At 69.0% G+C, this 12923-nt stretch carries 9 protein-coding genes; 3 read left to right on the top strand and 6 right to left on the bottom strand.

What is annotated here, in order from left to right; genetic code table 11:
* Nucleotides 1–393 precede the first annotated feature (393 nt).
* The 3 genes from AA23TX_RS37020 (at nt 394) to AA23TX_RS37010 (ending at nt 2641) form a co-directional block, all read left to right on the top strand.
* Nucleotides 394–1209, top strand: coding sequence for a hypothetical protein (locus AA23TX_RS37020; protein WP_155547656.1), 816 nt, complete (start codon nt 394–396; stop codon nt 1207–1209).
* Nucleotides 1206–1901: a hypothetical protein gene (locus AA23TX_RS37015; RefSeq protein WP_155547655.1), complete on the top strand. Its 696-nt coding sequence runs from the start codon at nt 1206–1208 to the stop codon at nt 1899–1901. The genes AA23TX_RS37020 and AA23TX_RS37015 overlap by 4 nt, the downstream gene beginning before the upstream one ends.
* A gap of 497 nt (nt 1902–2398) precedes the next feature.
* Nucleotides 2399–2641 carry a hypothetical protein gene (locus AA23TX_RS37010; protein WP_155547654.1) on the top strand — a complete coding sequence of 81 codons (243 nt, stop codon included), beginning with the start codon at nt 2399–2401 and terminating at the stop codon, nt 2639–2641.
* Between the two features lie 334 nt (nt 2642–2975).
* Here AA23TX_RS37010 and AA23TX_RS37005 read toward each other — a convergent pair whose 3' ends face one another.
* From AA23TX_RS37005 to AA23TX_RS36980, 6 genes are all read right to left on the bottom strand, one after another.
* Nucleotides 2976–3194 carry a hypothetical protein gene (locus tag AA23TX_RS37005; RefSeq protein WP_155547653.1) on the bottom strand — a complete coding sequence of 73 codons (219 nt, stop codon included), beginning with the start codon at nt 3192–3194 and terminating at the stop codon, nt 2976–2978.
* Between the two features lie 1143 nt (nt 3195–4337).
* Nucleotides 4338–5240: a prolipoprotein diacylglyceryl transferase gene (locus AA23TX_RS37000; protein WP_155547652.1), complete on the bottom strand. Its 903-nt coding sequence runs from the start codon at nt 5238–5240 to the stop codon at nt 4338–4340.
* Nucleotides 5241–6064: 824 nt separating this feature from the next.
* Nucleotides 6065–7045 carry a C40 family peptidase gene (locus AA23TX_RS36995; protein ID WP_155547651.1) on the bottom strand — a complete coding sequence of 327 codons (981 nt, stop codon included), beginning with the start codon at nt 7043–7045 and terminating at the stop codon, nt 6065–6067.
* A gap of 105 nt (nt 7046–7150) precedes the next feature.
* A complete protein-coding gene (locus AA23TX_RS36990; RefSeq protein WP_155547650.1) occupies nt 7151–8245 on the bottom strand; it encodes a replication-relaxation family protein in 1095 nt (364 codons plus the stop codon).
* Between the two features lie 141 nt (nt 8246–8386).
* Nucleotides 8387–10945, bottom strand: coding sequence for a type IV secretory system conjugative DNA transfer family protein (locus tag AA23TX_RS36985; protein WP_155547649.1), 2559 nt, complete (start codon nt 10943–10945; stop codon nt 8387–8389).
* Complete coding sequence (locus AA23TX_RS36980) at nt 10942–12921, bottom strand: VirB4 family type IV secretion system protein (protein ID WP_230862999.1); 1980 nt, start codon at nt 12919–12921, stop codon at nt 10942–10944. Before AA23TX_RS36980 ends, AA23TX_RS36985 begins: the two co-directional genes overlap by 4 nt.
* Nucleotides 12922–12923 lie beyond the last annotated feature (2 nt).

The raw sequence follows: 12923 nt of genomic DNA, 5'->3' as shown, positions 1-12923 counted from the left end.
GCCAGCTGGAACGACTTTCTGGAGGAGCGTCACAGCACGACGAGGAGGCCGCAATGACTCCCCGCCGCACCGCAGCGAAGGCAGCGTCGCTGGAACCGTCCTGCCCCGACTGCTATGTCGGGATCGGCCAAGTCCATCTCGAGGGCTGCGACGTCGCTCGCTGCCTGGCCACCGGACAGCAGCGACTCGGCCATGCCCGATCGTGCCGCTGTCCCCGCGACGTCTGGACCGGTCGATGGCCCGGAGAGGCCGAGTGCGAAGAGTTCGGCTGGATGCGCGGCCCGGGACTGCCCGACCTCAACCGCCTGCTCACCACCGCCACCTGGGACCCGGTCGCGTGCCGCTGGACGCGCCCCGGCACACCGCGACCTGACTGCTGAAGGGACCACGACCATGACCACGCTCAACACGACCTCGGATATGTCCGCGGTCGGCGCCCTCGCCACCGGCGAGTCCTGGATCGAGCTGGTGCCCGCAGTGCACGGCGATCCGCGCCAAATCAGCTTCCCCGCCGTGATCGAGCCTCGCCGCCACCACGGCGTGTGGGTCCGGCCACGGCTGCGCCGCAACGTCGCGGAAGCGATGTGCGAGTGGCTCAACCTCGTCTACCCCACCGATCCCGACTGGTATCCGCTGGCCCGCTTCGAAGGTGACCTGCTGGTGGTGTTCACCGGCGATTCCGCGCACCACCGTCACGAGATTGCCGCCGAGGTCGACGGCCGATATCCGCTGGGGGAGCTGGGCCGCTGGTTCCTGTCCGGCCCGACCCGCGCGCGCCGCAGCCGGCGCTGCGGCGCGCGGCGCCATCCTCGCCAGCCGAGCGAGGGCGAAACCCTGGTCAGCTGCGACCCTCGCACGCACAGTCGCAACGTGTTCCCGGGACGTGTGGAAATTCCGGCCGACACCGGACGCTGCGTTGTGATCCTGCGGCCTGAGGTCGCCGACGCCGTGGCCGACTACTGCACCCGCGCGAATCAGGACCTCCCCGACGACTATCCGCTGGTCCACTTCGACGGCGACACCCTGGTCCACGTCCATCAGCACCTCCGGGCCCGCGAGGGCTATCTGCCCTGGCGGATCGAGCCCGGCGCGGATGGCACCTACCGCATCGACAGCGACGAGTGGATTTTCCGCATGGCGCCCAGAAAATCCGAAGGAATTCCGTTCTCCTTCCGGCTACACCAGCCCCGGCGCGGGACGTGGGCATGACCGCACCGAGATTTGTCGACGAGCGGGTCGCCACCAACGGTGAGCACCACATGCTCGAGCGGCTCTACCACCACGGCCCCGACACGCTGCGCGTCCAGGTCGTGCGAGACCTGCACTCGGCGGCGCGATCCCGCGCCATCACCGAACGCCTCGACCGCCGCCGCTGGGTCCTGCTGGCCGAGCTGCCCGCGCAGGACTGGTACTACGCCACCGCCGCCTGCACGCTGGCCACCACGACGAGTGTGCTCGGCGGCGTCGCGGGCCGCGTGCTGCAGCAAGCGCTGCGCACACACGTGGCGGGCACGGTGATCGGCGCTCACTTCGAGGACACCGCAGGAATCGACCTTCCGCAGTTGGCCGTCTGGCTGACCGCCGAGGTCACCGCGTTGCTGAGAGATCACCTAGATCCGGTATGGCAGCGGGTGCGGTGCGCGACCGTGGCCCGGCTGACGCCTCGGGAAATCCGAGTGAACCTCCACGGCCTCGATGCGTCCGGTGAATGCGAACGCTGGGAGCCCAGCGAGACAGACCAGCGGGTCCTCGATGACATCTGGCAGCTAGCTGAGCAGCACAACTGGCACCGAGGCGACGAGCGCCGCTTCGATCTCGTCTTGCACGTCGTCACCGGTCGATCTGCAGCACGGATGTTCGCGCTAGGAGAACGTCCAGGCACGATCTGCACCGAGCCTTAAGACGAGGATCGCGACGGTGTAGGTCATGGTGATGCCGACTTCAACCTGCGGACCCTGGGCCTGCGGCTGCTGAAGACCACCGTGAACTTCGACGATCCGAAGGCGTAGTTCAGCACTCCTCCACACAGATCACAACCTCGCGACCCCGTCTGCTCCTACTGGAGGCGGGGTCGCTTGACGCGTCCGGTTCGAACGGAAGCTGGCTGCATGGAAAGAGCTGAAGTTCAGTCAAGTCCACTGTAAGGCTTGAAGTACCCTGGAACAACGAAAATGAATCGGCCTTATCCGCTTGGTGTCAGGAAGTTCGTTCGGGCGGAACGTTTTAGTTCCGGCTTCAACGGGTCGCCGATCGTGACTTTAGATTAAGAGCTACGCTTCTGTGTGCGATCGTCTCTGCTGGCCCCGGCCAGGCCAGCAGGGGTATACACCGCGACCGGCTTGTAGAAGGCCGCGATTTCTTCCCAGCGACATGAATCTGTGGGTGCTCGCGTGCCTACATGCTGGTCACAGACGAGGAGAAGGTCGTGGACGTCTTTGGAATCGTCGCGTCGAGCGCGATGATCGTGCTTTTCTGTGCGGTCGTCGTCGTCGCGCTCGTGCGAAAGGCGCCTGTGATGGCTGTGCTCGCGCTCGTTGGCGCCTTCATGTTCGGCGTCCTCGCCCTCGAGCTGAAAGATCCCGAGATGGTCCGGGCAGCGGCCGAGTTCGTGGAGACGGTCTTCAAGGAGCTGTTTGAGTGATCGCTGGGGCGGCGGGCTCGCCGTCGGTCGCGAGGGTGTGGCCCTCGCACCGGAAAGTCTCGCCCATGTATTCCAAGACCGGCATGATCGTAGGGCCCTGCTCGAAGGCGGGCCACTCGCGGGGCCAGCCGTTGTCAAGGGCGGCGGATGAACCCGGCGCAGCGGCTCCACGCGGCGTCCCATTCGACGCCGAGCGCGTTGAGGCCGAGCTGCCGGGCTGCTACGCCCCGTCTTCCGGCGCCACCGAAGACGTCGGTGGCACGAGGCTCTTCGCTGTGAGTCAGGCATTGCCGGTAAGTCTGCGCGACCTTCCGGGGCTCACTTTGTGGACCCGTTACTGGCCTGCGCTGGTTGAGGTACTGGACTCGCCGCCCTCGGCCTCGGCGGTCGGAAGCTTCTCGGGCGACCTGGTCTTGTCGGTCACCGTTGGTGGCCTGCCGTACTCGAACACGAAGAGACCGAATTTGATCCTGATGTAGCCGTTGTCCTTCCCCTTGACCAGGTGAAGAGACGCGAGAGAGAGGGTGGAAAGTACGACCACCAAGACGATCATGCCGACGGAGATACCTGACAACTGAGGCCCCAAGCGACCGGCCAGAACCCGGAGCCTGCTCGCCGGCCTGTGGAGAGACCGCACTAATGAGGGGATCGCGAACAATGATGTCGGCGTCCACACGTGGCCAGGCTCCGGTAGCTCGCAGCTAGACAGGCCACGTTGCTCAGAAGTCGAGTGTCGGTTCTCCTATGTTGCCCGGACGTGGCACCACGGGTTGGGGCCAGTCCGCATCAGCATTACACGTATCTCCACATGATCGCCAGCTACGCCGCGTCTCGAACTAGCGTTCTTTCCTCGTTCAGCTAGTGACCGCCGCGAGGATCGCGCGGGCGGGGCCCGGCGGGATCGCGTTGCCGATCTGCTGCAACGCCTTAGTCCGAACGCCTGCCACGGGTAGGCCGCAGGGCGGGGCTGGAGGGCGGTGTCCACCGCGACCCGTGACGCGGACCGGCTACGAGTCAACTTCCGTCCTTACGGCGAGCGGAGTCGGCTTCTGGCCTTCTCGGTGATGGTTGAAGGGCTCGGGTTGAATCGGTGCCCGGCGAGTACGGGCGCGGTTACTCGGTGCCGTTGATCGTGATGGCCCCGGCCGCCCTTGGCTCGACGATTCTGTGGGGAAAAGCCCCGGGCGGAGAAGCCGGCCAGCCAGCCGACCGCCTCGGCCATCGAGACGAAACGCAGGGGCCGGGTCGTCGTCGGCCCGGGGGCCCTTAGCTAGTGGTCATCGGTGGGGTCACCTCCGTTCATGTCTTTCGTGACCCGCCGTTGCTGGCCAGCCAAACCTCGGCCGACCAACTCGCGCGCGCGTTCGAGACAATCGATCGGTGGTAATCGCCCGGTTGACCACCGGGAAAGCAGGCAGCTCCAGCTCGATATCGACGAGGTCGCCCGTCGTCGGCTGCAGCACCGACTTCTGCTCGGCCGTGGTCGGGGGTTTACCGGCTCGCCCGATACGCGGTCTCGGAAGCCCACGAACGCCCCAAGGGGCTTGTCGCGGCCGTTCAGAGTTGACGACGCGAGTAATGATCGCGGTGCTGCGCCCGCCGACGTCCCCTTGACCTACGGACGTGAGAAGGCCGCCGCCAACCGCATCGGTTGGCGGCGGCCCAGGGTGTACCGGCCGTCGTCGGCTTGGTGGTCTTACCCGGCGGAATCGGTGGTCGGCGACACGTCGACCTTGTCCGGGTTGATCTTGAACCGTTTCGGTGCCTCGCAAGTCTTGATCGCGTATCCGTCGGCGACCAGCTTCTCCAGGGCGTTGTTGACCGCGCCGCCCGAACGACTGAGCTCCTTGCCGATTTTGGCGGGCCCGAAATCCTCGTGCGGGTGCTCAGTCAGGTACTCCTCCACCATGGCGCGCAATCCACCCTTGGGCAGGCGAGTCTTGTCCGTTGAGGTCGTGCTCGCTGGCTCATCGCTCTCGACGTTCGTGTCCGGCACCGGCGCGACCGTAGCCGGATCGGGAGGCGGGGTGGCTGCGTCGACGTCCGTGCCAAGTCCATGGGGCGCAGCCGGGCTGCCCTTCACGATCTTCTCGTCGCTAGGCTGCTGACCGTCGGCATCCGATGCGTCCGTTGGCACCCCCGTCGTTGATTCGGGCTCATTCGAAGGATCGTCGCCCGGCACGGCATGCGTGTCGGTGGTGTCCGGCCGCGTGCCCGTTTCGTCGGTGCCGCTGCTGGGGTCGGGGCTCGCCGCCACATCCGTGGGGGTGTCGGTGGCATCTCCTGCGGGGGCGGCGTTGTCAGACACTGCCAGCGTCCAGGTGTCAGGGTTGCGGGGTCCGTCGCCTGCGGTGCGCACTGCGCTGCCGTCGCGGCCCCAGCTCGCCAGGACCTTCGCGGCGGTGGAACGGCCGACCCCGGCCGCTATCGCCAGCGCGGCGGTGGTGGCGCCGGGATTGTCGGCCAGTGCCGCGCGAACTTTGTCGTTGGCGGTCACTGCGGTCTGCTGTGCGTGCTGTTCGGGTACCGCCTGCAGGTGACGGTCGCTGTCGGTGACGTCGGTGGCAGCTGTGCGGGTCTTACGGTTCTTGGTGGACATGACGAACTCCATAGGCGTATCGCGGAATGGGTGGTCATGCCCCGGCCGGGGCGATGGCCCGCCGGTGCGCATCCGGTGTTTCGGGCCACAAGTCTATGAACGCTTCGTCTCTGCCTTCGTGTCAAGTGATTCATCGAAAAAATCGTCTCTTGTGGACAGTGCAACAGCGTCGATCGAGACATATTGGAAGCCTTTCGGTGATCGGTAGCGTGACCGCTTGACATCGACCTACGCACGGAGCCTCGATGGACCCCGTCATGAGCCGATCCGCGGCCCGTGTGTCGCCAAGAATGGAGCGTTCGTGGACAACGACCACACCGCACGCGTCGGCGCCGTGCTATCCACCCGGCGAGGACTCTGTCACAAGGCATAAGCAACGACGAGATGCATGATTCCCATGCAGGTCGCGACTCCGATGCGCTGTCCCGATGGATTCAGTGCGTTGCTCGTGACCTGCGTCGACATCGCCGACGGGCCTGACCTCGACCACAACGGCGACGTCGAGTTCCTAGACGGACACTTGATGACTGCCGTCCCCCAGCCCGACCACGCCCACGACGGTGACGTCATCCTTCTGCTGCACGAGCCGATAGCGAACCGCATGCGACCGACGATGCGATCATGGCGGAGACGGGCCTGCCTTACGCCACAACGGAGGATGCGGGTGTTCTTGCCGACCAGCTGGCTCGCCCCGTGCCATAGATAGAGACAACGACTGAACCGTGGCCGTCGGGCTCGCGGCAGCTGCGACGCCGCCCGAGTCCGGCGGCCACACCGATCCAGGTTCCAGCGCATACTTTTGGACGGCGTCTGTTTCCCAGTGATCAGCGCGCGGGGCGTGTGGCGCCCACGTAGTTATCGCCCGGATAGCGGTAGTTGCCGACCTGTACGGGTTTACCAAAGTCCGGTGCATTCACCATTTTGCCGCCTCCTATGTAGACGCCCACGTGCCGGATTCTCGACGGTGCGCCGTAGTAGACCAAGTCCCCCGGCAGCAGAGGCTGCCCCGCGGCGACTCGCGGCCCGGCTTGGTACTGCGCGTGCGCGGTGCGCGGCAGGGAGATCCCAGCCGCGTCGTACGCGGCCTTCGTCAGGCCCGAACAGTCGAACCCTTGATCCCCGTTCAGGGGGCCATTTCCGCCCCATTCGTACGGCAATCCTCGTTGCCCGCACGCGTAGTTGATCGCGGTCATCGCGGCGGCGGTGGCGGCCTCGACGGCGCCGCAGTCCCCGCTGCCGACCGTCGCAGGCGCGGGTTCGCAGCGGACACCGGACACGGCGGCGACAATCGCGCGTGCCTCGTCCTCGTGCTGGGCATAGGCGTTCGGGAATCCCGATCCCTGAACCGCTTGCGCTGCGTCGTTGACGCTCATGGTCTGCCAGTGGGGTGTGGCGATGAGGTGTTCGAAGAACGTCGATGCCGCGTACGCCGGCGTGGTGACCTGCTGCGGGCTGCCCCAGCCCATCGAGGGCCGCTGCTGGAAAAGCCCGAGTGAGTCCCGGTCGCCGTAACTCAAGTTGCGCAACCCGGATTCCTGCAGCGCAGCGGCAATCGCAACCACCCACCCGGACTCGGGCACCCCCATCTGCCTGCCCACCGCAACGACGGTGGCCGCGTTGCCCAGCTGTTCGGCGGTCTTCCCCGGCGCTGCTCCGGTCGCTGCCCCGCCGGGCGCGCACGTCAGCGGTCCTGCAGATGAGCCGCTGGAGAACACCTGGATGGCGACGCCGATGATCAGGCCGCCGACGAGCAGCGGGATGACGAAGACGAGGGCGGCGACACCGGCCCAGACCTTGCTTCCCATGGCAGGATCGCGCTCCTTTCCGTTGTCGACGACGAACGGCCGATGGCGTCCCTGCGCGCGGGACGGCGGCCGGTTGGCAGAACGGGGTCCGCGGCCTCGCGTCCGTTACCGCCTCGAGCGACGCCGGTTGGGGGTGGCCGGTGGTGGCACCGAGCTGGGCGGCGGCAGCCGGTACGGCGAGGCCGCCGCGGTCGCGTCGACGTCGTGCTCCCCGGCAGCGGGTGAGGCTGGGTCGGCCGGCGGTGGCGCCAGCCCGGGCCAGGCAGCGGGGAGGTCGGCGAGCCGGTATCGCGGGCCGGCGTGGTTCGCGGGAGCCGAGGTCAAGGGCAGCCACATCGCCTCAGCGGGGCTGGGGTGCGGGACGGCCGGGTCGAGCAGGTCGGCCGCTGCGGTGGCCACCGGCACCGCGGCCGGGTCGTCGAGGCCGGCGTGCACACGGGCGAGGGCGGTGCGAGCCCCGGCTTCACGGCGGGTCGTGGGCAGCCACACCAGCACCGGGGTCGCTATGCCAGTGGATTCAGCCAGCCGCGCGTAGCCGTGCAGCTTGCGGCCGACCTTGGTCAAGGACTCGGTGCCGGTGTCGAACTCCAGGAACCACTCCACCTCGCGCAGGGTTTTGTCGCGGCCGGCGCGCCAACGGCCGTAGCCGTCGGGGATGACGAGGTCGCCGAAATGTCGCGCGCAGCGGGACTCCGACCACCACGCCGCCAGGGCCTCCCCGGTGGAGGCGCGGGCGTAGCGGGTACGGGCGATCAGGGACGTAAAGAAGTTGTTCACGCCGATGGTGTGGGCGAGGCGTTGGTTGTGGGCGATGCCCATGGCACGGTCGTGCCGGTAGCCCAGCTCTTTGACCTCGAGGCCGTGTTCGGCGGCGAGCACAGCTGCCCCGGCCGGGCCGAGGACGTAGTGCATTCCGGCCGAGCCGATCTGTCGGAAGGGCTGGAACCGCGACACCGCGCGCCACAGATAGAGCTCGCGCAGCCGCTGACGGGCCGAGCGGTCGGACGGGAACGCGGCGTCCTGGATCTGGCTGATGGTCAGGACCCGATGCTCGTGGAGGAGTGCCAGCAGCCATTTGTCACGGGCGGTGAGCCGGGAGGCGAGCATCGCCTGATGCTCGACCGAGCTCGCGGCCAGAGCGGTGTGGCGGCCGGGCAGGTGGGCGCGCAAGGTGTGCTGGCGGGTCGTGGTCGTGATCACGAGCGCATCCTTCGAGGAGTTGTGAACAGGGTGTGGATAGCTCCTGTGGGCAGCTCGAACTCGGGTCCCGGACGGTCAGGGCCCTCGCTGCTGTGCCGGGCGGTTCCGTGTGGTGCGGCCGACAGCCGCGTCGTCTCAGAGTCAGGGGCGGGTCCGACGCGGGTCGGTCTTGGGCGGGCGGGTCGGCGGCACTCGCCACTCGGTCGGCGCGGACCGGGTCCTGGTGACGGCGGCATGGACGCGAATTCCGGGATCGCCGTGGTGGTCCGCGGTACGCCGCGCGCGTAGCGCGGCCCGGATCTCGCGTGCCCGCCCGGGAATGGGGTCGGGCAGGGGAGTGGTGGTCATGGTGAACGGTTCGGTCTCTTCGCCGCCGACGACCAGGCGGGTAGCGGTGTGGTAGACGCCGAGGTGGGACAGGTCGTGTTCGGACAGCCGTGGTGTGGTGTGGCGGGCGAGTTCACGGGCGTCCTCGGGGGAGGCGGAGAAGAAGATCTTGTTGCGGGCGTTGGTGGAGATGCCTTCCTTGAGTTCGCGGGGGAGCTGGCCAAGGTGCTGGTGGGCCAGGGTCATGCCGACCCGGAACCCGCGGGCTTCGGCGAGCATGTCTTCCATCGGGTAGGGCAGGTTGAGAAAGTTGTGGCACTCGTCGATCACGAGGCTTGCGTCGGGGCGCAGGCGCTGGGGAATACGGGCCCGCGCGGTGGTGGCCTGCCATGTCCGGGCGACGACGAGTGATCCGACGAGGCGGGTGGTTTCCTCACCGAGGGACCCTTTCGGGATTCGGACCAGGCAGATCCCGCCGTCGTTGAGGACCTGGGCCATGTCGACGGTGGAGCGCCCGCCGGCGATGGCCGCTTTCACGAAGGGCCGCAGCAGGAACGCGCGCAGCTTGTTCATCAGCGGGGAGGTGACCTGAGAGCGGGAGCTGTCGGTGAGCTCGTCGTACCACTGCCAGAACCCGGTGAGGATCGGGTCGGCCAGGCCGGTGGTGATCCGGGATCGGAACGCCTCGCTTGTCAGCAGCGTGGGCAGGTCGGCCAGGGTCGGGATGCCGTCCTGGGCGCGCAGGGTGAGGCAGGCGGCGCGCATGAGGTCGTCGGTGCGAGGGCCCCAGAACGCGGAGTAGACCCGCCGGAAGACGGAGACGAGGTTGTCGACCTCGCGGTCGGTCTCGCCGCCTTCCAGGACGTTCAGGCATGGTGGCCGGTGCAGGGAGTCGGCGTCGAAGAGCACGACCCGGTCTGCGGCCGACAGCGGAATCCGGTTGAGGGTGTCGGTAACCAGGTCGCCTTTGGGGTCGATGAGCACCAGTCCGCGGCCGGCGTCGATGTCGTCGAGGATGAGGTTGCCCAGCAGAGTCGACTTGCCCGAGCCGGTGGCGCCGATGACGTGCAGGTGGTGGCGGGCATCGGCGACCCGCAGCCCGACGGGGCGGGTGTGGCCGGTGTCGGCCTGGCCGAGGGGCTTGACCTGCGGGCCGGGGGTGGCGACCCCAGGTGGCGGAGCGACGGCTTTCGCACCGGCGCGTTCGACACCAGGGATCTCCGCGTCGGTGGGCAAGTGGGCGAGCGCGGCCAGTTCCGGCACCGAGAGCAGGTCGCCGCGGTCGATTCGGCGCTGGGCGAGAGTTTGGGCGGGGTGGTGCAGGCGGGTGCGGGTGTAGTGGTTGTGGTCGGTGTAGGCGGCGAACGCGGCCGCCAGCGCGTGGGCTCGGCCGCGCGCGGTGTCGCGGGCCTGGCGGAGGATCTCGTCGGTGGTGTCGGCGGGCAGGTCGGTGGCGACGGCGTAGCGGATGAGGGTCTCGTACTGGGAGCCGCGCTGTTTGCTCACGATGGCCTTGTTCTGGGCGGAGTACTCCAGCGACAGCTGCGGGTCTTGGCTGATGCGCCGCGCGTCGGTGGTCCGCCCGGAGCGGGATGCCTTCGCGCCCGGGGTGATCAGGTCGAGGAGCCGTCCGCCCAAGTGGCGGGAGGTGCCGTGGTGGACGCGGCGGGCGGCGCGGCGAGCGTGGGCGACGCGGCGGCCGGTGACGGGGCGGGCCAGGATCTGCACGCAGGCGCGCTCGTTGCGGCCGAGCCCGACGGGGGCGCCGAGCAGTCCACGGATCGGGTCGGCGTCGAAGGCGGTCCGGATCGGCAGCGACTCGGGCCGGGCCAGGCGCAGTTGCCCGCCGACGGTGATGCGTCGCTGCCCGGAGCCGAGGCCCGGGAACGGTGCGGTGGCCGGGCTGGTGCGGGTGTGCGAGCCGGGCCATGCTGCCTCGATGGCGCGTTCGACCAGGCTGGGTGGGATGACGCCCGGTACCCAGAACTGGATGGTGACGCCGTGCTCACCGAAGAGGTACTCCAGCGCCAGGTGTGGCTGGCCGGCCCACCATCTCCGCCACGCGGGCCGGAACAGCCCGACGAGGTTGGACCAGACCGCGGCTCCGCCGGCCGGGTCCACGCTCGGTGGCGCGAGCACGGTGATCCGGCGCGCGTCGGCCAGCAGCGCCCGGTGCCGGCGCACGAGCCGCCATCGGCGGAGGACGACCCGGCCGGTGGCGGCGAGCGCGACGGCGGGAACGATGACCGGACCCCAGACCAGTACCCACTCCCGCAGCGCGGCGAGCAGGACACCGGTGGCGCCGCCCGGGTCGCGCAGGTAGTCCCCGACCCAGCCCGCGTGCACGCCCGCGACCGCGAGGTGTGTGGTCACGGCTGACTCGCCTTCCGGGCAGTTGGGCCGGGAACGGCGGTCGCGCGGGGCCCGACGTCGACCTGGCCGACGGTGGCGGGCTCGATGTCGTCGACGTGCAGGTCTGAGTCGTCGTCCAGGGCCGGCGGGTGGCTGCCCGTTGGCCCGAGGTCGATGTAGGTCTCGGCGAGGGCGCCCTCGACGGCGTCGGGGTCGGCGGCAGCGAACTGTGCGAGCTCGGCGGGGTCGGTGGTGACCAGGAGGTTCTCCGCTGGCGACGCGAGCGTTTGGAACGCCACTCGCTGCGCGCCGGCCGCCAGCAGCCCCTGCCCGCGGTCGGCGGAGAGCAGGAACTGTCGTTCTCCGGCGGAGAGGTCGAAGGCTGCGGCGATCTCGTCGATGGCCTGAGGCGCCTGGCGCATCAGAATCTGGGTGGCGGCGTTGGCGACGATGGCTTTGCCGAGGTCGCTGCCGAGTACGTCGCCGGCGTCCTGGCTGGCGACGATCAGGCCACCCCAGTGTTTGCGCAGCGCCTTGGCCATTCGGAACAGGTAGCGGGCGCCCTCGGGCTGTTGCATCAGCAGCCACGCCTCGTCGACCACCACCAGCCGGGGTCGCCGGTGCGCGGGGTTGGATACCCGCTGCCACACCGCATCGAGTACGAGCAGCGTCCCGACCGCGCGGAGTTCGTCGGGCAGGTCGCGCAGCGAGAACACCACCAGGTGCCCGTCCGGTGCTGCGGAGGTCGGACCGCCGAATGGGGCGCTGAAGGCGCCGTCGACGAACGGGTGAAGCCGCGCGGCCAGGTCGCCCGCGATGGTGTCGCCGTGGTCGCCGGAGTCGGCGAGGACGTCGCGCAGGTCGGCCAACAACGGCGCGGGGCGGGTCCAGGTGCGCGAGTCTGCGGTGATCCCGACGCGGGCATAGGTGGCGGTGACCGCCGTGTCGAGCACCGCCCGTTCGGCCGGGGTGATCGCGGCGCCGAACAGGACGGCGAGCACGGTCTGCAGGAACAGGCTGCGCCGAGCCAGCGCATCCTGCGGCGCGGTGCGCCGCCCGCCGGGGTCGGTGTTGATGGGTAGGTCGAACGGGTTGAGCCGGACTCCGTTCACGCCGAGGTGCAGGTAGGTGCCGCCGACCTGAGCGGCGAGGCGGGCGTATTCGTCTTCTGGGTCGATGACGAACGCCTGCACGCCGGTGTAGAGGCTGCGCAGGGTCTCGAGTTTGACCAGGTAGCTTTTGCCGGATCCGGAGCGGCCGAGGACGACGGAGTTGTAGTTGTCGCAGGCGAACCGGTCCCAGTGCACCAGCCCTGACGAGCCGACGTTGTACCCGTACAACACGCCCGAAGGCGCGGCGGTGGTCGGGTCGGTCGGCGCGAGATCGGGGGAGGTGAACGGGTAGGACGCGGCGACGGCGGGGGTGTCGAACGTCCGCGTCAGCCCCAGGGAATCCAGGCCGAGCGGCAGGGTGGACACCCAGCCTTGCAGGGCACGGTAGGTGGCGGGTTTGGCGTCCATGAGCAGCGACGCGCACAGCGCCCGCAGCGCCGACACCTCCTCGGTCAGCGACGCTTCGTCGGGGGCGTGCACCGTCAGGTACAGCCCGAACTGGAAGAGGCGTCCCTCACCGCGGGCGATGCGCCGGGACAGTTCGGCGGCGTCCTCGGCGGCGGCGTCGAGATCGGGGTCGTCGAGCCGGTCGTGGCGGGCGTTGTAGCGGCGGGAGGACTCGAGCCGTCCGCGCTGGCGGCGCAGCCCGCTGGCGGCGGTGGCCGGGTCGACCGGTGCGACGTGCACCGACACGTCGAGGCGGGCCGGGTAGGTCAGCAGCGGCGCGAGCCACCCGGGATAGACCTCCTGCGGATATCCGGTGATCCCGAAGGAGGCGACGAACTCGTTGCCGACCTCCAGATGCCGGGCCGAGACCGACAGCGAGTCCGGGGTGAACGCGCCCGCCGACCCGCTGTGTGCACTGTGGTGTGTGGTGCGAGCCATGG

Origin of the sequence: Amycolatopsis camponoti (genome assembly GCF_902497555.1) — a bacterium.
In the GTDB taxonomy this organism is placed as follows: domain Bacteria; phylum Actinomycetota; class Actinomycetes; order Mycobacteriales; family Pseudonocardiaceae; genus Amycolatopsis; species Amycolatopsis camponoti.
This window is presented reverse-complemented; position numbering and strand designations above follow the sequence as displayed.

Excerpts from the sequence above, each read along its gene's own strand:
- AA23TX_RS37020 (WP_155547656.1), top strand. The coding sequence starts at position 394 with ATGACCACGCTCAACACGACCTCGGATATGTCCGCGGTCGGCGCCCTC.
- AA23TX_RS37015 (WP_155547655.1), top strand. The coding sequence starts at position 1,206 with ATGACCGCACCGAGATTTGTCGACGAGCGGGTCGCCACCAACGGTGAG.
- AA23TX_RS37010 (WP_155547654.1), top strand. The coding sequence starts at position 2,399 with ATGCTGGTCACAGACGAGGAGAAGGTCGTGGACGTCTTTGGAATCGTC.
- AA23TX_RS37005 (WP_155547653.1), bottom strand. The coding sequence starts at position 3,194 with ATGATCGTCTTGGTGGTCGTACTTTCCACCCTCTCTCTCGCGTCTCTT.
- AA23TX_RS37000 (WP_155547652.1), bottom strand. The coding sequence starts at position 5,240 with ATGTCCACCAAGAACCGTAAGACCCGCACAGCTGCCACCGACGTCACC.
- AA23TX_RS36995 (WP_155547651.1), bottom strand. The coding sequence starts at position 7,045 with ATGGGAAGCAAGGTCTGGGCCGGTGTCGCCGCCCTCGTCTTCGTCATC.
- AA23TX_RS36980 (WP_230862999.1), bottom strand. The coding sequence starts at position 12,921 with ATGGCTCGCACCACACACCACAGTGCACACAGCGGGTCGGCGGGCGCG.